The following is an 18,375-nucleotide window of genomic DNA, read 5'->3' as shown; positions in this document are numbered from 1 at the left end:
CCGTCACGCCGCGCTCGTGCGCCGGCCGCGAAGCTCGGCCAGGGTGCGCTCGTTCTCGTAATCCATCATCAGGCGGACCCAGTCGTCCCCGCTCTCGACGTCGGTGGGTTTGGCGGCCGTGGGCAGTGTCGGCGCCGCACCGGCCGTCGCCGCGGCCGGGACGGACGGCGTCGGGGCGACGGCCGCCGACGGCGCGTCGTAGACCGGAGCCTCCTCGATCTCGACGGGCCGCGGGCGCCGGCTGGCCAGGAGATAGCGCAGGGCGCGGAACGGCTCGACGAGACCCCACCACGCGAATTGCAGCGTGCCGGTGGGGATGTCCTTGTGCCGCCGCCGCCGCAGCTGGAAACGGCGCATCGCCTCTGCGTCGCCGTACATGAGGCCCGCGAGCGCCGGGTAGTCGCGAACCGCCAGCGTGCCGAAATTCACCCGCATGACGAGCTCAGGGCCGTCGCGCGTCGCATGCTCCAGATGGACCGGCAGCGGCGCGGCCCGGCGTGCCCCGGCCGTCGGCTCGACGCTGAGCGCGCCCCGCAGCGGCGGGCGGGTGAGACCCGGATCGAGGGCGCCACTGAGGAGGCGCAGGGTGCAGGCGTCCGCGGAGACCCGCTCGATCGCCACGTCGACGCTGTGCCCGGAGAGGCTGAGGACCCCGCGGCGATCGATCGCCAGCGACGGCGTGCGTTCGAGCTGGCGCCGCTCGGCGCAGACCCCGAGCGACGCGCCCGCGGTGAGCAGGTTGAAGAAGTTCCAGAGCCCGACCACCAGCATCAGGTTGGTCACGCCGGGCTCGTACAGGTAGCGCCACGCCGCGACCGCGCAGCCGAGCATCAGGAGCAGGTAGATCAGGAAGAACGGCAGGGCGAGCGACGAGATATGGTCGTGGTCGAGGGTCGCGCCCTTGTTGGTGACATTGAAGGTCGGCTTGCGCGGCGAGGCGATGACCGAGACGATCGCCTTGGCCAGGTAGACGCCCTGAATGTACTCGTAGAGCTCCGACACGAACGGCCAGCGGAATTTGCCGTAGACGTAGTTCTGGATCATCAGGTTGATGACGATGTAGGTCAGCGTGTAGGCGATCGACTCGTCCACGCTGGCCACGAAGATCTTCAGGTCGAAGAAGATGTGCAGCAGCGGCGCGAACATGAAGATCAGCCGCGGGATCGGGAAGAACCAGAAGGTCATGCTGGAGAGGTAGGCGATCTTCTGGATGGGCTTGAGGCCCTTCTGGAAGACCGGGTTCTTCAGGAGCAGGATCTGGAACATCCCCTGGCACCAGCGCGAGCGCTGGCCGATGAAGTCCGCCAGCGTGTCCGGCTGAAGGCCGGCGATCAGCGGCTTGTCGACGTAGGCGCTGGTCCAATTGCGCGAGTGCAGCTCGAAAGCGGTCTCGCAATCCTCCGTGATGGTGATGCCCGAGAAGCCGCCGGCTTCGTCGAGAGCGGTGCGCCGCAGCAGGGCCGCCGACCCGCAGAAGAACGAGCCGTTCCACTTGTCGAGGCCGCGCTGCGTGACCGCGTAGAACATCTCGTTCTCCGAGGGCATGCGCTCGAAGGTTCGCAGGTTGCGCTCGACCGGGTCGGGGTTGAGGAACGCGTGCGGCGTCTGGACGAGGAACAGGCGCGGGTCCTGCGCGAAGTAGCCGACGGTCTCGGTCAGGAACGAGCGGAACGGGACGTGGTCGGCGTCGAGCACCGCCACGAGGTCGCCCCGGGCCTGGGCGAGGCCGTTGTTGAGGTTGCCCGCCTTCGCGTGCTCGTTGCGGGCGCGGGTGAGGTAGCGGGCGCCGAGCTCGTCGCACAGCGCTTGCAGCTCGCCCCGGCGGGCGCGCGCCGCCGCGGCCTTGGCCGGGTCGGCATCGCTGCACTTCTGGTCAGTGCCACCGTCATCAAGCAACCACACGGTGAGCTTGTCGGGCGGGTAGTTCAGCTGCCGCGCCGCCGCCAGGGTCATGGCGAGGATCGAAGTGTCCTCATTGTAGCTCGGCACGAACACGTCGACCGTGGGAAGGTCGGCCGCCGGGGCCGCCGGCGGCGGGTCGCGCCGCAGCGGGTCCGCGTTGATGATCAGACTGACGAACAGGATGAAGACGCAGTAGAGCTCGGCCACCAGCAGGATCAGGCCGAACCCGAAGCTGACCGGGTCGCCCGGCGAGGGCAGGGTGTTGGTGAGCCTCCACAGGATGTAGCGCAGCACCACGAGGCTGCCGAGCGCCATGAAGACGAACCGCGTTCGCGGCCCGTCGAGCACCGCCCACAGCACGATCATCACCGCCATGGCGGCGAGGCTCATGGCGAGCTGGGCCTGCGTCCCGACGGGCTGGCTGAGCAAGGCGAGGCTGGCGACTGTCGCCCCAACCCAGGCCAGCCAACGCAACGCCTGCCTCACGCTACAGCCTCCCGGGCCAACAATCCCTCGGATCGAGGTGCAACGGCTCTAAGGCCGGCTTTGTACAGCGACGAAGGTCAATGAACAAACCCATTCGCAATATCCGGCAAGATGCACTTGATCGAAAATTACAGTTAACTAAGGAATGCGGCCAGCCCAGTCGAGAGGCGGCGTCACGAAGTGGATCTGGCTGCAGCAGCGGACTTGAGACGCGCCGCCACGCTGAATACATTAACGATCCGTTCGTAAACTTCTCGATAATCGGTGATGGCCCGGCGCATGCGAGGAAGAGCGCCACAAATAGTCGTTGCGATTTAGGCGTTCCGGCCGGCCGGCTGGGCCTGGACCCGGTGCCGCCGTCTCGGTGCGCCGCGGGCCTTAATCGACCCTTAACGAAAATCGAGCCTCGCTCGGGACCGACCCCCGGGCGTACGGATGACCGCGAAGCCGCTGAAGATCTCCCTCGGATTGCTCAACGCGCTGCAGGTGGCGATTGCCGCCGCGGCGGGGTTCGCGGCCGCCCTCCTGATCGTGGTGCCGGCCGCCCAACCCGGAACCGCCTCGTCCCCGCAGGAGATGGTCGACTCGGCCTCGCGCGCCTACGTCGCCGCCATCGCGGCGCGGCTGCGGCAGACCGTGGGCGAGGCGCGCAACGCTGCTCTGACGCTCCGCGACGACGACGGCCTGCTCTCCGCCGACCAGCGCGCCGCGCGCCTGCGCGCGTGGCTCGCCCTGAACCCGGCCTACCGGGACGCGGTGCTCGTCGCGCCCGACGGCACCGTGCTGGCGGCCCGAGACGAGCACCGCATCGGCAGCAGCGTCGCGCGGCAGACCTGGTTCCTGCGCGGCCGCGCGGCCGGGGTCATCGTGGTCAGCGACGGTACGGAGGCCGACGCGCCGTTCGGGGCGGCCGTCGCGCTGGGCGAGCGCGGACAGGACGGCCTGCTGCGCCTCGACGCCGACCCGAGCTACTTCACCAAGGTCGAGGAGGACGTGCGGCGCGCCGGGGCGCTGCCCGAGACGCTCGCGTTCCTCGTCGCCACCCCGGACAGTCGGGTTCTCTCCGGGACCCCGAGCCCGTTCCGGACAATGGGCGCCTCGGCCACGACGCCGATGCGCGTCGCGGCCGAGATCGGCTCACCGGGATGGCTGGTGACAGCGCAAGCCGTCCCCTCCGGCGCGGCGCGGACCGCGCCGCCGGACTGGCGGATGCTCGGCATCGGCCTCGTCCTCGTGGCCTGCGCGGCGGCCCTCGGCTACGTCGCGGGGGAGCGGCTGACGCGACCGCTGCGCCGCCTCATGAAGGGGGAGGGCGGGACAGCCGCGGGCGAATCCGAGGCGCCACTGCCGTGGATCGGCGAGTTCGCGGCGCTCTCGGACGTCCTCGCGGGTCATCGCCGGAGCGCCGGGCTGATGATGGCCGGTGCCGGGTCCGAGGTCGCGCGGCTCAAGGCGCGGCTGACAACCTTCGAGGCGGTCTCCGGCTGGGCCTGCTGCGAGATCGATCCCGACACCGGCCGGACCCTCCTGGATGCCCGGACCGCGCTCGGCAGCGACGGAAACCCGTCCGCCGCCCCGTTCGCCGCCTGTTTCGTTGCCGACGACCGCCCCGTTCTCGACCGGGCGCGCGCTGCCGCCCTGGGAGCCGACGGCCCGCACGACGTGGTCCTGCACCTGCGCGACTGGCCGGAGCAGCAGGTTCAGGTGAGGCTGCTGAGCCTCGCCGATGCCCGGGGCGACCGACGGCTCTTCGCCCTCATGCGCAAGCTCCCGGGCGGCGAGGCGGCGCCCCTGCCGCAGCAGGTCGAGCCGCGCCGCAATCTCGTTCTGCGGCGGGTGACCGACGGCATCGTCCACGAGTTCAACGACGTCCTCACCGTCGTTCTGACGAATCTCACGCTGCTGACGCGCCGCCACGCCCTCGCGCCGGAGCAGGAACGGCTCGTCGCGCGGGCTACGGCCGGCGCGCGCCGGGGCGCGGCGCTGACCCGCCGGATGCTGCACCTCGTGCGCGGCGACGAGACCAGCATCACCCTGGCCGAGACCGACCTCGCCACCACCTTCGAAGGCTACCTGCCATTCCTGGCCGCGAACGCCCTCGGCGAGATGCCGGTCCTCAATCGCATCCCCGCCGGGTTGCCGCCCGTCCTGTGCAGCGAGCGCGTGCTGGAACTGCTGCTCCTCAACTTGGCCTTCCATATCCGCGACGCCGGCCTCGCCGGCTTCGCCATCGCGGCGGTCGAGGGCGCGCCCGAGGACGCGGGCGCCGAGGCGGCGTTTGCATCCTACGTGCGGGTGCTCGTCAGTAGCGGTCGCCGCCCCGAGGCCGCGCCGCTGCCGGCCGGCACCGGACCGACCCTGACGTCGGCCGCCGCCCTCGTGACCGAGAGCGGGGGCCTCTGGCGCCTGATCCGCGACGGGACCGACTCCGAGCCCTTCCTGGCCGAGTTCTGGCTGCCCGCCGCGTCCCCGGCCGTCGCCAAGCTCCCGCCGGCCCGCGCGGCGGGCCTGAAGATCCTGCTCGTCGAGAGCGACGGTCTCGTGCGGGCCAGCGTCGCCGAGGTGCTCGCCGATCTCGGCCACGCGGTGGTGCAGGCCGCCTCAGGCGCGCACGCCCTGGAAATTCTCGCCCGCGACCCCGCCTTCGACGCGATGATCGTCGACCAATCCATGCCGGTGATGGCCGGCCTCCAGCTCGCCGCCACGGTGGTCGAGCGGTATCCGGAGATTCGGATCATCCTCGCCAGCCCGCACGGCCAGCTGCCGCAATCCGCCGACGCCTTCCTGCGGATCGACAAGCCTTTCCGCAACGAGGACCTGCAGGTCGTCCTCGACGCCGCGGCGAGCCGCGCCCGCGCGGCCTGACCGCGGCGCGCTCCGGCACGCCACGCGCGGTTCGCGAGCGCGCGTCGCCCGACCTCGATGACGCCGCCGATATCGAGAAGCAGTCACCACAAAATCGGATGTTAACCATTGTCGCCGAGTGTTGGTTAAAGCGTAAATCGTACCTGAACGGAGCCGGCGAATATGGGCGGGACTGCGGAACCGACTGCCCGACGTCCTTTCACGCCGTTCACGACTGCTCTCGCTCTCTCGTGCGCCTGCGCCGCCGCATCGGTCACGCACGCGACCGCCGCCGACCTGCCGGCCCGGGGGGCGAGCGCCGATTGGTACACGGGTGCCTCGCAGCAGGCGGTCGACGACAGCTGGGCCGTCGCGGTCGACGGATCGACCAGCGTCACGTCGAACAGCTCGGCCTTCGGCTCCGTGACCGTCACCGCCGCACCCAACGGCTCCCCCACCCGGGACGGCCTGCGGGTCCGCGTCGACGCCATCGGGGGAACTTACTCGTATCCCGGCAGGTCCGTCGCGACGCGGGTGACCGGCTACCAGCAGGAAGGCGCCCTTCAGGCGGGTTACGAGTGGGTCTGGAAGGACGCCGCTCTCGCCGGATTTATCGGCTTCAACGTCCGCAGCAATCAGCTGTCCATCCCCGACCCGGGCAACCCGGTCGTCGGTACGGGCGTCGGGCTCAAGGTCGCTGGCAACTTCTACGCGACGCCGACCGACCGGACCATGATCTCGGCCTACGGCTCCTACTCGACCAAATTCAACGCCTACTACTCACGCCTGCGTGTGGGCTACATGCTCGCGGACGGCGTCTATATCGGGCCTGAAGCGCTGTTCTTAGGCGACGACTTCTTCCGCCAGTACCGCATCGGTGCCCATCTGACCGGCGTCCGCTTCGGACCCGTCCAGATGTCGGTGGCCGCCGGGTACGTCCGGGATCGGGTGCAGGGCTCCGGCTACTATTCCAGCATCGAGGCGCGCTCGACCTTCTAGGGTGATGCGCGGGCTCTCGAGAGCGACCCGCGCGCTGCTACTGCGACCGCGCTGACCGGCGACCTTACCGCGACGTGGTCAGGAGGCGGCCGGGCCTCAGCGGGTCCCAGACGCCCTCGAAAACCGGCTGCATCGCGTCGTTGAGCGCGTTCACCCGTGACATCGGCGACGGGGCCACCCTGGGCTGACTGCCGATGAGCGTGGCGGACGCGCCGGCGAGACCGATCAGGCACAGACCGGCGATCGCCCAGCGCGGCACGCCCCAGGTGTGGAGCACTCCAGCCAGTGTCACGAAGATGGCGAATAGGCCGATAAACTGATGCATTAGACACCTCTGAGCGGTGTCAAAAGCGAGAATAGCGCCAAGAACTTTGTTCCATATCGGAACAAGAACTCATACAGGCGCGGATACGGCCGGCCCAATCTCGGACCTGGTCCGAGGTTCTCGCGGGCTGACGCCGACGTCTGCTCGAGCCCCGATCTGTTCCTGCGCCGAGGGGCGCTTCCGAAGGGGCGACCCGGGAGTAGGAGAGATGTGCCTGCGCCCGCTAAAGCCGCTTCCGATCCTGTCGCAACGGAATGGAAAGCCGGCGACCCCGGTCGAGGCATTCGCGCCGTGCCTCATGCGTGAGGGAGAGGGCTGGGGTCAGAGCGAAGACGCTTCCCGATCGCGCGCCGTCGCGGGCTCGATCAGGCCATCCTCCTTCGGCACGAATTGATCCCTCACCCTGTCCCGGCCCCGCAGGCGATGGGGCATCCGCGCCACAGACGGCAGGGGCTCGGCCAAGGCCTCGGTCCCAACCCGATCGCGAACGGCGCTACCATCTCGGACAGGGCCGCGCGCCGCTATCCCCTCGACGCGGAGCCGACGGCGGCGCGCGGGGATCGGCGTCAGGGACGGCTGACCAGGAAGCCGAGCCCGAAGCCGACGAGACCGGCCAAGATCAGGGAGGCGTGAGGCCACGCGACGGATGCCTGATGGCCTTCCCACGCGGCGTGCCGGCTCCGGTCGTAGGCCTCGGCGGCCCGGTCCGAGACCTCGTCGGCCGCGTGCCGCACGGCGTCCTTGGCCTGGCCGTAGAGAGTCTCGGCGGTGCCTTGCGCCTCGCGCAGGCGCCCCTCGACCGAGTGTCGGTTCGAGCCGACCGCGTCGCCGACTGCGCCCTGTACCTTGCCGCCGAGCTCGCGTGCGGCGCCCGTGATCCTGTCGGTGTCGACCATTGCCATGCTCTCCGAATCCGTCGCGGACCGGTGTCGGAGCCGCGGCGGCCGAACACCCATCCCTTTGTGGCGACTGGGGCAACAGCGGTCGCCTCCGCCCGTTCCCGAGATCGCTCGCGATCACCGGTCGATTCGCTTGGGGCCCCCGTTCCGTCGCCTATTGAAGCGACGACTTCGTCGCTCACGGGCCGTCGCTGTGCCGTCGACGCGACGCGCGGCGATCGCTCGCCCCGTCGGGCTGTCCGGCATCGCGACTTCCGAGACCTCGTGCGGCTGGTCCTGGACCCGTCGGGGGGGCTCGGCGCCCCCGGCCGCGTGCGCGGCGGTCGTCCCGGAATCCGCTGCCTTCAACCCGGTCGGAGGCGAGGCCAGGCCGTGGCGCCGTGGACCCGAGCACCGGGAAACCCAGGCATGCGCATGGCCGGCGGACGATGGCGTCAGGCGCGTTCCGCAGCCTCATTCAAACCGCACTCACCGCCGAAGCGGCAAGCTTGAGTGTGAGGGGACCGGATGAACCAGGGCGGACGAGCACCGCGCGGCGAGCTGCCCATACTGCACCGGTCCCTGCTGAGCAGCGCTGCCGCGCCGCCGGCTGACGGCGCGACGCCGCTCGACCGGCGACGCCTGAATCGGCGCTGGCTCTGCGCCAGCTCTCTGATCGCTACTTGCGGCGCGGCCCTGATGGGGGCGGCGCTCCGCATGTCCGTGGACACCGATCTCAGGCCCGCCCCGCCGACGTTCCGCAAGGGTCCCGCCCAGGTGGCGGAAGGGCAGGGTGTGGCCGGACGGCGCGGCGACCGCCTCGTACGGCACCAGTTCGTCGCCTCGGACCGGGAGGAGTTCTCCGCGCCGGTGGCTCACCAAGTCGGCGCGCGCGAGATCATCCGGACCCAGCCCTTCGTGCGGCTCGTGACCAGCCTGTCGTCCGGCGACGAGGTCGACGGGCAGATCCCGCCCTTCGATCCCACGCGCCAGCTCGCCGAGGACGGGCAGGTCGCCGCGGTTTCCGACGAACCGGAGGACGATCCGTCCGGCACCATGGTCACGATCACGCGCTCCGATCTCGCGGGAGCGCCGGTCCCGGACGACGCGCCCGGCCTGAGCGACGAGGATGTCACCGCTCTCGTGGAGACGCGGGCGCAGGTCGCGCGGGAGGCGGGTTCGCGGATCGCCGTGCCGTTCGCGCCGCAGAGGCAGCTCTCCCAGATCCTGGTCGCCGCGCCGGACGACGGGGCCGCGAAGGCCGCCGGCGCGGATGCGGGCCATGACCCGTTTCACGCGATCGAGGTGCGGGTCGTTCCGGAGAACATCACGGACCTCGCCGAGACCGAGCCCGCCTCCGGCCTGAGCCTCACCGAGACCCGCGACGTCGTGCTCAAGCGCGGCGAGACCCTGGCCGACACGCTGGCGGCGAACGGCGCCGAGCCCGCGCGCGTGAAGGCCATCCTCGCCGCCTTCAGCGACCACGCCCGCACCGGCCTCTCCGAGGGGCAGCATGTGGACCTGCTCCTCATCCGGTCGCGCGTCGGCCAGTCCGCGCGGCAGATCAGCCGCGTGACGCTCTACGGCGCGGGGGGCGTCGAGGAGATCGTCGCGGAACGGGATTCCGGCGGCTTCGTCACGGTCGCGCCGCCGTCCGCGCAGTTCGCGGCGGCGCGTACGGGCGACGATGGCGACGGCTCCGGCGCGACCCTCTACAGGAGCATCTACGAGGCGGTCCTGCGCAACGGACTGCCCGGCATCCTGGCCGAGCGCATCGTCGGAATCTTCGCATTCGGCCTGGACATGCAGCACCGGGTCAACCCGTCCGACCGGCTAGAGGTGCTGTTCAGTCCGAGCGAGAAGGCGGGTGGACCGCCCGAGGTCCGCTACGTTGCCCTGACGCTCGACGGCGTGAAACACCGCGCCTACCGGTTCGAGGCGCCCGAGGCCGGGGCGGCCAGCTACTTCAGCGAGACGGGCAGCTCGCTCCGCAAGTTCCTCATGCGCATGCCGATCGCGGAGGGGCGGATCACCTCGCCGTTCGGCACGCGCGTTCACCCGATCCTGCACTACGCCCGCTTCCACAATGGCGTCGACTGGGCCAACAAGGCCGGCACGCCGATCATGGCGACGGGCGACGGAACGGTGGCGTATGCGGGTCCGCGCGGCGGCTACGGCAACCGCGTCGAGATCCACCACGCCAACGGCTACGTGACGGCCTACAATCACCTGCAGCGGCTCGCGCACGGCGTTCAGGCCGGCGCCGCCGTCCATCAGGGGCAGGTGATTGCCTATATGGGCTCGACCGGGCTCTCGACGGGGCCCCACGTCCACTACGAGGTGAGCGTCAACGGCCACTTCCTGGATCCGATGGCGATCCGCCTGCCCGACAGCCAGGGGGTATCGGCCAAGCTGATGACGGCCTTCGAGCGGCAGGTAGCGGCCACGAACACACTTCGCCACCACGGAGCCCTGGCGATGTCCGCACTGCCGCTCTGAGCCGGTCGTCCGCGCCAGTCAGACGGCCTGTGCCCGCCGCTTGGCCTTCTTCAGGCGCCGCAGACCGCGGATCGCGCGGACGAGGCGCTTGGCTTGCCGCTTCTCGCACGTCTCCGTGACAGCGCGGCCAGCGACCTTGACCATAAAGTGCCCGTCGGCAGCCTTCTCCTTGGTGACGTAGTGCATGGCGGGAACTCCTGCTGTCCGAGGTTCGGTTGCCGAACGGCCTGTCTCCGGAATTCGCGAGCGCGGCCCGCGTCTCTCGAGGAAGAAACGCGGTACCGGCGGGAAATAACGGCGTCGGGCGGCCTCGCAACCCGCCTCCCGCCTTCGTGATCCGGCCGAAGCAACCTCGCCGTCATCGCGCGGAGGCGGCGCCGGCCGCCGCGATCTCGGCCCTGGCGCGCCCGAGATCTTGCTGGAAACGGGGATCGCGCAGCAGTGCTTCCGCGATCACGGCCGCGGCGATCCGCCCGGCCTCCAGATCGGACGGGAAATGGGTCCCGGCGATCATCCGGTTGGCGCCGTAGCCGACCGCGAACGCGAACAGGGCCCGGCGCTTGGCCGGGACGAGCTGCGCCAGCACCGTCGCCGCGAGGTGGCCGAAGGTCGCGTGGCCGCTCGGGTAGGACGTGCTGTCGGAGCGGTGCCCGTACGTCGCGAGATCGGGCTCGAGCGTGTAGGGACGTGGCCGGCCGATGGCGGTCTTGGCGGCGAGCACGGCCAGTTCGCCGTCTTGGAACACGCGCTCGATCAGCGCGGCGGTGACGGGCATCGCCCGTGCCGTGAAGGCCGGTCCAAGAACCTCGGTGAAGCGGTCGAGCGTGCAGGGCAGGTTCGCCGTGATGCGGCGCTCGTCGTCAGGGGTGCGGGCACCGACGGCGGCCTCGACAGCCCGAAGATCCGCCCGCTGCATCTCGGAGTCCGCCTCGGGCGGCGGCGGCAAGACCCGCTGCAGCGCCAGCGCCTCCGGGTCGATGTAGGTGCTGTGCAGGGTGCCGGCGGCCGCCGGGGCAACCGCTGGGAGGGCGAACACGACGAGACCGGCGAGGCAGGCAGCCCGCGCGCGGCGCTCCGCACCGGTGATTCGACGCCTCATGATTCCTCCCTACGCGCCTCTCGACACGCCGCCGGGCACGAGACCCCGCAGCCACGCGCCCGGGCTGCCGCGCGGCGCGTCGGGGGCGCTCTCCGGCATCAGCAGCACCAGCACCGCGAGCGCCGCAACGGCCACCGCGGCGCAGGCGAGGTAGGCCGCGTGGAATCCGGCCGCCTGGACGAGGCTCCCGGCGATGACGAAGGACAGCGCCGCGCCCGCGCCCTGTAGGGTCCCGATCAGTCCGTGGGCGGCGTTGTAGCGGCCGGTCCCGCGGGTGATGTCGGCCATCACCAGGGGTTTGACCGCGCTCAGCAGCCCGGCGCCGACGCCGTCGAGGCATTGGACGGCGATGAGCCAGAACGGGTCGCGCCAGACGAGATAGAGCAGGGCCCGCGCGGGCAGGGCGGCGAAGCCGATCACCAGCAGCGGCTTGCGGCCCCAGCGCTCGGCCAGGCGGCCGACGAGGAGGCCCATCGGCACCATCACCGCCTGCGCGCCGATGATGCAGACGGAGACGATGACGGACGACCAGTCCGGCCGGGTCTGGCCGATCTCCTGCGCCACCAGCGTCAGCAGCGGCGCGTTGGCGAAGTGGAACAGCATCACGCAGACCGCGAAGACCATCAGCGGACGGCAGGTCAGCAGCGTCCGCCAGCGCGTCGGCGCCGCGTCCGCCCCGCCTTCGCCGCCCCCGCGGGCCCGCCGCGCGTCGATCGCCCGGCGGGGTATCGCGTAGAGCGCTGCGGCGGAGACGATCGCGCAGGCCGGGACGAGCAGGAAGACGGCGCGGTCCGGGAACAGCCAGCCCACGAGGCCGATCAGTCCCGCGATGGCCACGTTCCCTGTCCGCTCTAAGGCCGCGTTGCGGCCGAAGCGCCGGGGCAGTTTCCCGGCCGGGAACAGCCCGAGGGTCAGCGTCGCGATCGTCGGGCTGAGCATCCCGCCGACCGCGGCGAGGACGCAGGAGGCGGCGAGGACGGGCCAGAAGTGCGGCGCCACGGCGACGAGCACGGTGGCGAGTGACAGGGCCACGAGCGCCCCGAGCAGGATCCGCCGCTTGTCGCCCACGGCGTCGATGGCGGTCCCGATCGGCGTCTGCGCCGCGATGCCGACGATCCCCGACACCGTGCCGACGAGCCCGACCGCGGCGTCGTCCCAGCCGCGATGCACAAAGAGGTACACGTTCAGATAGGGCTTGATCGCCCCATTGACGTCGATGAGCAGGAGATTGAGCAGATCGAGGGCTCGGGCGACGGACGGTTCCCGCGGGGCCGGATCCGTCCCTCCTCGCTCGCTCATGTCCTGCGTCAACCGGCTGGCTCCCTTTTCAGCCAACCTAGGGCACCGGGCGCCGGCCCGGAGGGGGCGGCCCACTTCCGGACGGTCACCGGGAGGGCCCGTCGCCGCGAACGCGGCTCAGCGCGACGTCTCCGGCGTTCCTGGGGCGCCCGCCCGCGCGCCGCCATCCGCCGGACTCGGGGCGGTGCGGGCGCCCATGGCCCGGGCGATCAGCACGTAGAAGAGCGGCGTGGCGAACACGGCCAGCACGGTCGCGGTGACCATGCCGCCGAGCACGCCCGTGCCGATGGCGCGCTGGCTGTTCATGCTCGCGCCGTTGGCGACCGCGAGGGGCACGACGCCGAGGATGAACGCGAACGAAGTCATGATGATCGGCCGGAAGCGCAGCTCGCAGGCCTCCAGCGCCGCCGCCTGGACGGGGCGGCCCCGCGCCACGAGGTCCTTGGCCACCTCGATGATCAGGATCGCGTTCTTCGCGGTCAGGCCGATCACGGTGATCAAGCCGACCTTGAAATAGACGTCGTTCGGCATGTCGCGGACGAGCATGGCGAAGATCGCCCCGACCACGCCCGTCGGCACCACGAGCAGCACCGCCAGCGGGATGGCCCAGCTCTCATAGAGCGCCGCGAGGCAGAGGAAGACGCAGACCAGCGCCAGGGCCAGCAGGTAGGTCGCTTGGCTGCCCGAGAGCTTCTCCTGCAGCGACTGACCGGTCCAGGCGAAGTCGAAGCCCGGCGGCAATTGCGCGGCGAGGCGCTCCATCTCGGCCATGGCGTCGCCGCTGGCGTAGCCCGGCGCGGCGCTGCCGGAGATCTTGATGCTCGGGTAGCCGTTGAAGCCGACGATCTGCGACGGCCCCATCGTCCAGGCAATTCGTGCGAAGGACTGGAGCGGCACCATCTGCCCCTTGGCGTTGCGCACGTTGAGGTCGAGCAGGTCCTCGGCCCTCATGCGGCGCCCGGCCTCCGCCTGCACGATCACGCGCTGCATGCGCGCTTGGTTCGGGAAGTCGTTCACGTAGGCCGAGCCGAGGCTCGTCGAGAGCGCGTCGTTGATGTCGGCGAAGGTGACGCCGAGCGCGTTCGCCTTCTGACGATCCAGGGTCAGCTCGATCTGCGGGGCGGTCGGCAGGCCCTCGACGTAGACGCCCTGGAGGATCGGGCTCTGCTGGGCCGCCTTGAGCAGCTGGTCGCGCGCGGCGGCCAGTGCGGCCTGCCCCTGCTGCGCCCTGTCCTGCAGGCGGAAGCCGAAGCCGCTCGAATTGCCCAGGGCCTCGATGGCCGGCGGCGACAGCGCCATGGCGATGGCGTCCGGCAGGCCGCCGAGCACCGCGTTGGCCCGGGCGCTGACCGCCTCGGCGCCGTTGCCGGGACCGCGCTCCGCCCAGTCCTTCAAGGTGACGAAGGCGATGGCGGCGTTCTGGCCCTGGCCCGAGAAGCCGTAGCCAAGCAGCGTCGTCCGCGCTGCCACCGCCGGCTCGGCTCCGAAATGATCCTCGATCCGCCGGACCACGTCGAGGGTGCGCCCCGCGGCCGATTCCGGTGGCGTCTGCGCGTCGACGATGACGTAGCCCTGGTCCTCGATGGGCAGGAAGCTCGTGGGCATGCGCAGGTAACCCCAGCCGAGGGCCGCTACGAGGGCCGCGTAGACGAGGAGCGCTCGCACGGGCCGGCGCAGCATCCCGGCGACGCCGGACCGGTAGGCCCGCGTGCCAGCCTGGAACCGGCGGTTGAACCAGCCGAAGAAGCGGCTCTCGGCGTGGCCCTGGCCGGCCTCGACGGGCCTGAGCAGCGTCGCGCAGAGCGCGGGCGTCAGCGACAGCGCCAGGAAGGCCGAGAAGGCGATCGAGGTCGCCATGCTGACCGCGAACTGGCGGTAGATCACCCCGACCGAACCGGGGAAGAAGGCGAGCGGCACGAACACGGCGATCAGCACCGCGGTGATTCCGACGATGGCGCCGGTGATCTGGCCCATGGCCTTGCGGGTCGCCGCCGTCGGAGGCAACCCCTCCTCGGCCATGATCCGCTCGACGTTCTCGACGACCACGATGGCGTCGTCCACGAGGATGCCAATGGCCAGCACCATGCCGAACATCGTCAGCACGTTGATCGAGAAGCCGGCGACGAGCAGCGCGCCGCAGGTTCCGAGCAGCGCCACCGGCACGACGATGGTCGGGATCAGGGTGTAGCGGATGTTCTGCAGGAACAGGAACATCACCGCGAAGACCAGCGCCATCGCCTCGGCGAGCGTCATCAGCACCTTCCGGATCGACACCTCGACGAAGGGCGTCGTGTCGTAGGGCACCGTCACGCTGACATTGGCCGGCAGCGTGCGCTGGAGCTTCGCGATCCGCGCCTTCACGCCGGTCGCGGCCGCGAGGGCGTTGCCGCCGGGCGCGAGCTGGATGCCGATGCCGGCGGCCGGGCGGCCGTCCTGGCGAGTCTGCATCGCGTAGGACTGGCCGCCGAGCTCGACCTCGGCCACGTCGCGCAGGCGCACGAGCGAGCCGTCCGGGTTGGCGCGCAGCACGATCTCGGCGAACTCGGCCACCGTGGTCAGCTGGCCCTTGACCAGTACGTTCGCGGCGATGCGCTGGCCCTCCGCCGCCGGCTGGGCGCCGACGGTCCCCGAGGCGACCTGGGCGTTCTGCGCCTGGACCGCGGCCGTGACGTCGCCCGGCACCATGCCGAGCCCGACGAGCTTCACCGGATCGACCCAGATCCGCAGTGCCTTCTCGGACGAGAACAGGGTCGCGCGCCCGACGCCGGGCACGCGCCGCAGCTCGCCCAGAATGCGCCGCGCGGCGAGGTCGCCGAGATCGCTCTCACTCAGGGATCCGTCGCGGGAACTGACCACGACGAACTGCAGGAAGCTCGTGCTGGCCTCCTCGACGATGATGCCCTGCTGGGTGACCGCCCGGGGCAGGCGCGCCTCGACGCGCTTGATGCGGTTCTGGACCGCCACGGTGGCTCTCGACGGGTCCGAGCCAGGAGCGAAGGACGCGAGGATCTGCGCCTGCCCCGACGTGTCGCTCGTGGACTCGAAGTACATCAGCCCGGGGATGCCGTTCAGCTCCTCCTCGATGATCCGGGTGACGCCGTCGTAGAGCCGCTCGGGCGGCGCGCCCGGGTAGATGGCCGTCGTCTGGATCGTGACCGGGGCGACGTCCGGGTACTGCGAGATCGGCAGGAAGACGATCGAGATCGCGCCGACCAGCACGATGAAGATGGAGATCGCCCAGGCGAAGATCGGGCGCTCGATGAAGAAGCGGGTCATGGCGGGTCGAGCCTGCGTGACGGAGTCAGGGCTGCGGGGCGGCGGTGGCCGTGCGGCCGCCCGCCCACGGCACCGGATTGACCGCCAGGCCGGGATGGATCTTCTGGAAGCCCTCGACGACGACGGTCTCGCCGGGCTTCAGCCCGTCCTCGACGATCCAGCCGACCTCGGTCATCGCGCCGGTGCGCAGGGGCCGCAGGGCCAGCACCCGGTCCGCGCCGACCACGAAGGCCTGGGCCTCGCCGGCGCTGGAGCGCTGGATCGCCTGCGCGGGCACGATGACGGCGCCCGGCTGCACCCCGCGCGCGACGCGGATCCGAACATAGGCGCCGGGCAGCAGGGAGAGACGCGGGTTTGCGAAGGCGGCGCGCAGGCTGACCTGACCGGTGCCCGGATCGACGCTCACGTCCGAGAACAGGAGCTTGCCGGGATCGGCGTGCAGGGTGCCGTCCGCGTGGACCAGCCGGACCTCGGCGCCTCCGGCCCCACCGCGGTCCGCCAGCAACCCGTAATCGGACGCGGAGGCGTTGAAGTCGGCGAAGATCGGGTCGACCTGCTGGATGACCGCGAGCTTCGTCGCCTCGCCCTGGCCGACGAGCGCGCCCTCCGTCACGAGCGCCCGCCCGATCCGCCCGCCGATGGGTGCTCGAACGGTGGCGAAGTCCAGGTCGATCCGGGCCCGGTCAAGCTGCGCCCTGGCACTCGCCACGTCGGCCTCGGCCTGTCGCAGGGTCGCGACGGCGACGTCGTGCTGGGCGGTGCTGGCCGCCTGCCGCTCCAGCAGCGTCTCGGTCCGCTCCGACTGCTTCAGCGCCTGCACCCGCGACGCCTCGGCTCGGGCGAGGGACGCGGCCTTCGCGTCGACCTCGGCCTTGTAGACGGCCGGGTCGATGCGGAAGAGGACGTCGTCCTTCGCGACGAGGCTGCCTTCCTCGAACGCGCGCTCCCGGATGATGCCCGAGACCTGGGCTCGGACCTCCGCCACCCGCGTCGAGGCGAGGCGCCCCGGCAGGTCGAAGAGGCGCGGCACGGTCGCCGGCGTCACGGTCGCGACCGACACGTCCGGCGTCGGCGTCTCGACCGCGGCCGTGTCGGTGGCGGCGGGCTTGCAGCCGGTCAGCGACGCGCTCACCACGAGCGCGACGAGGGTCGGGCGCCGGAAGCCGCGCGCGGTCGAGATCGACATGGACCAGAATTCTCCTCTCACCGAGCGGGATCCGGCACACCGGTCGGCCGAATCCTGAAATCCGGCCCGCGTCGGCGCGACGAGGGTGTCGCGCCGCTCCGGCGCTTGCGCCTTGGCGGCCGGCTGTTTAATTCCATCCGTATGGATTGAAAAGGGGAAAGGTCTGGATGGGGCGGCCGCGGAGCATCGACCGGGACAAGGTCCTCGACATCGCCGAGCGGATCGTGCGCGAGGAGGGGGCGACGGCGTTGACCTTCGACGCCGTGGCGCGGGCGGCCGGGATCACCAAGGGTGGCCTGCAATACTGCTTCGGCAGCAAGGACGATCTGGTCGCCGCCATGGCCGACCGCTGGCTGGCGGGCTTCGACGCGGAGGTCGCCCGCCACACACCGGCCGACGGGACCCGCGTGGACCACGTGCGCGGCTACGTGACGGCGTCGGCACGGATCGACGAGGCCACACAGACCAAGATCGCCGGCATGCTCGTGAGCTTGCTGCAATCGCCGAAACATCGGGAGCAGGCGCGCGGCTGGTACGCGGCGTGGCTGACGCGCCTCGAACCCGGCTCCGAGGCGGAGCGGAGGGCCCGCGCGGCCTTCTTCGCCGCCGAGGGCGCCTTCTTCCTGCGCAGTCTCGGCCTCGTGGCGTTGGACCAGGGCCAATGGGACGCCGTCTTCGACGACATCCTCGCGCTCCTCTGAACCTCCGGGATCCGGAGCGACGACCGTCACCGCACCGCTCTCGACTCGCGGGCAAGGTGGCTGCCGCTGAGGAACACCTCCCGGGCCGGCTGATCCGGCCGCTCGATCCCCTCGAACAGCAGGCGCATCGCCCGGGGTGCCGATCTCGGCGACTGGCTGCTCGATCACGGTGAGGGCCGGCCCAGCGAGCTCGGTCAGGGCTCGTTGCCGAAGCCGGCAGGTGCGAGGTGGCGCGGGAGCACGAGGTTCACGGCCTAGGCCGCCCGCACGGCGCTCGTCGGGATGAGCCCGTTCGGGACGACGCGCGCCACCGGCTGGCCGGGCTCCTCGAGCCAGCGCGTTGCCTCCTCCCTCGCGGCCGCCGCGTTCGGGGCGACACTCCGGACCTGCAACGCCAGACCGTGCCGCCCCATGGCCTCCAGATAGGCGGCGCGGCGCTCCTGCGCGGCCGAATTCGACGATCCGAACAGGCTGTCGATCCGACGCGGGTTGTGACCGGGCGTGCCGCGGTGCTCAGCGGCCTGTCGGCGATGATCCGGTTCGGCCGCTCGGGCATAGCCCGGTTCGACCAGATCGTGTGGCGGCCGCATCCCGGGGAGATCTGTGGCCTGACGCCGCTCCGCGTCGCGATGGCCGGCACATCGGGCCGGCCCGTCGGGGAGCCCTCCCTGGAGATCGGCGCCCGGTAGACCGGCACCTTCGCGGGCCGGCCGCTCGACGCGGTCGCTGTCGTCTTCGAGAGGCGAGCCTGCGGCCCGCTCGCCCTGTCCAGCAGCGCCCGGACGCGGAGCGCGCCGGGACCGGTCCACGAGATCCCGAGCAGGCCATGATGGAGCTGGATCCGGGGATCCAGATCAACCCGGGGCTCCGGCTGCCACCGA

The 18,375-nt window shown here is 71.2% G+C and carries 13 protein-coding genes; 4 read left to right on the top strand and 9 right to left on the bottom strand.

All coding sequences use genetic code 11. The features are described 5' to 3' along the window. Window positions 1–3 precede the first annotated feature (3 nt). Window positions 4–2,388 carry a UDP-forming cellulose synthase catalytic subunit gene (bcsA, locus tag ME121_RS01570; protein WP_029358533.1) on the bottom strand — a complete coding sequence of 795 codons (2,385 nt, stop codon included), beginning with the start codon at window positions 2,386–2,388 and terminating at the stop codon, window positions 4–6. 435 nt (window positions 2,389–2,823) lie between these two features. Between bcsA and ME121_RS01565 the strand changes: the two genes are divergently transcribed. Together ME121_RS01565 and bcsS are read left to right on the top strand one after the other, a co-directional pair. Beyond that, entirely contained in the window at window positions 2,824–5,253 is a 2,430-nt protein-coding gene (locus ME121_RS01565) for a response regulator (protein WP_059408193.1), read from the top strand. Between the two features lie 162 nt (window positions 5,254–5,415). Beyond that, window positions 5,416–6,231: a cellulose biosynthesis protein BcsS gene (gene bcsS / locus ME121_RS01560; protein WP_012317301.1), complete on the top strand. Its 816-nt coding sequence runs from the start codon at window positions 5,416–5,418 to the stop codon at window positions 6,229–6,231. Window positions 6,232–6,295: 64 nt separating this feature from the next. Here the strand turns inward: bcsS and ME121_RS01555 are convergent, their stop codons facing one another. Next, complete coding sequence (locus tag ME121_RS01555) at window positions 6,296–6,556, bottom strand: hypothetical protein (RefSeq protein WP_012317302.1); 261 nt, start codon at window positions 6,554–6,556, stop codon at window positions 6,296–6,298. A 566-nt stretch (window positions 6,557–7,122) separates the two neighbouring features. Beyond that, window positions 7,123–7,452: a CsbD family protein gene (locus ME121_RS01550; protein ID WP_059408191.1), complete on the bottom strand. Its 330-nt coding sequence runs from the start codon at window positions 7,450–7,452 to the stop codon at window positions 7,123–7,125. Between the two features lie 699 nt (window positions 7,453–8,151). Between ME121_RS01550 and ME121_RS01545 the strand changes: the two genes are divergently transcribed. Further along, window positions 8,152–9,933, top strand: a complete 1,782-nt coding sequence (locus ME121_RS01545; RefSeq protein ID WP_246753097.1) for a peptidoglycan DD-metalloendopeptidase family protein — start codon at window positions 8,152–8,154, stop codon at window positions 9,931–9,933. An 18-nt stretch (window positions 9,934–9,951) separates the two neighbouring features. Here the strand turns inward: ME121_RS01545 and ME121_RS33110 are convergent, their stop codons facing one another. The 5 genes from ME121_RS33110 to ME121_RS01525 form a co-directional block, all read right to left on the bottom strand. Continuing rightward, window positions 9,952–10,119 carry a hypothetical protein gene (locus tag ME121_RS33110; RefSeq protein ID WP_164891327.1) on the bottom strand — a complete coding sequence of 56 codons (168 nt, stop codon included), beginning with the start codon at window positions 10,117–10,119 and terminating at the stop codon, window positions 9,952–9,954. A 172-nt stretch (window positions 10,120–10,291) separates the two neighbouring features. Next, window positions 10,292–11,032 carry a phosphatase PAP2 family protein gene (locus ME121_RS01540; protein WP_029358525.1) on the bottom strand — a complete coding sequence of 247 codons (741 nt, stop codon included), beginning with the start codon at window positions 11,030–11,032 and terminating at the stop codon, window positions 10,292–10,294. Between the two features lie 9 nt (window positions 11,033–11,041). Next, window positions 11,042–12,331 (bottom strand): MFS transporter, encoded by a 1,290-nt coding sequence (locus ME121_RS01535; RefSeq protein WP_234741259.1) that lies wholly within the window; start codon window positions 12,329–12,331, stop codon window positions 11,042–11,044. A gap of 117 nt (window positions 12,332–12,448) precedes the next feature. Next, the gene (locus tag ME121_RS01530; RefSeq protein ID WP_059408180.1) at window positions 12,449–15,607 is read right to left on the bottom strand and encodes a multidrug efflux RND transporter permease subunit; all 3,159 of its coding nucleotides are present in this window, start codon (window positions 15,605–15,607) and stop codon (window positions 12,449–12,451) included. Between the two features lie 25 nt (window positions 15,608–15,632). Then, entirely contained in the window at window positions 15,633–16,793 is a 1,161-nt protein-coding gene (locus tag ME121_RS01525; protein ID WP_059408177.1) for an efflux RND transporter periplasmic adaptor subunit, read from the bottom strand. Between the two features lie 167 nt (window positions 16,794–16,960). Here ME121_RS01525 and ME121_RS01520 point away from each other — a divergent pair, with 167 nt between their 5' ends. Further along, the gene (locus ME121_RS01520) at window positions 16,961–17,494 is read left to right on the top strand and encodes a TetR/AcrR family transcriptional regulator (protein ID WP_012317310.1); all 534 of its coding nucleotides are present in this window, start codon (window positions 16,961–16,963) and stop codon (window positions 17,492–17,494) included. Window positions 17,495–17,748: 254 nt separating this feature from the next. Here the strand turns inward: ME121_RS01520 and ME121_RS33105 are convergent, their stop codons facing one another. Next, window positions 17,749–18,084 carry a type 1 periplasmic-binding domain-containing protein gene (locus ME121_RS33105; protein WP_127991801.1) on the bottom strand — a complete coding sequence of 112 codons (336 nt, stop codon included), beginning with the start codon at window positions 18,082–18,084 and terminating at the stop codon, window positions 17,749–17,751. Between the last annotated feature and the right edge of the window lie 291 nt (window positions 18,085–18,375).

It is taken from the genome of Methylobacterium sp. ME121, assembly GCF_000974725.1.
Taxonomy (GTDB): Bacteria; Pseudomonadota; Alphaproteobacteria; order Rhizobiales; family Beijerinckiaceae; genus Methylobacterium; species Methylobacterium radiotolerans.
Note: the sequence above shows the minus strand (reverse complement) of the source record. Positions and strands in the feature narration are given on the sequence as shown.

Coding starts and splice junctions, on each gene's coding strand:
- ME121_RS01535 (WP_234741259.1), bottom strand. CDS start 12,331: ATGAGCGAGCGAGGAGGGACGGATCCGGCCCCGCGGGAACCGTCCGTC.
- ME121_RS33110 (WP_164891327.1), bottom strand. CDS start 10,119: ATGCACTACGTCACCAAGGAGAAGGCTGCCGACGGGCACTTTATGGTC.
- ME121_RS01545 (WP_246753097.1), top strand. CDS start 8,152: ATGTCCGTGGACACCGATCTCAGGCCCGCCCCGCCGACGTTCCGCAAG.
- ME121_RS01520 (WP_012317310.1), top strand. CDS start 16,961: ATGGGGCGGCCGCGGAGCATCGACCGGGACAAGGTCCTCGACATCGCC.
- ME121_RS01565 (WP_059408193.1), top strand. CDS start 2,824: ATGACCGCGAAGCCGCTGAAGATCTCCCTCGGATTGCTCAACGCGCTG.
- ME121_RS01540 (WP_029358525.1), bottom strand. CDS start 11,032: ATGAGGCGTCGAATCACCGGTGCGGAGCGCCGCGCGCGGGCTGCCTGC.
- ME121_RS01555 (WP_012317302.1), bottom strand. CDS start 6,556: ATGCATCAGTTTATCGGCCTATTCGCCATCTTCGTGACACTGGCTGGA.
- ME121_RS33105 (WP_127991801.1), bottom strand. CDS start 18,084: ATGCGGCCGCCACACGATCTGGTCGAACCGGGCTATGCCCGAGCGGCC.
- ME121_RS01530 (WP_059408180.1), bottom strand. CDS start 15,607: ATGACCCGCTTCTTCATCGAGCGCCCGATCTTCGCCTGGGCGATCTCC.
- ME121_RS01525 (WP_059408177.1), bottom strand. CDS start 16,793: ATGTCGATCTCGACCGCGCGCGGCTTCCGGCGCCCGACCCTCGTCGCG.
- ME121_RS01550 (WP_059408191.1), bottom strand. CDS start 7,452: ATGGTCGACACCGACAGGATCACGGGCGCCGCACGCGAGCTCGGCGGC.
- bcsS (WP_012317301.1), top strand. CDS start 5,416: ATGGGCGGGACTGCGGAACCGACTGCCCGACGTCCTTTCACGCCGTTC.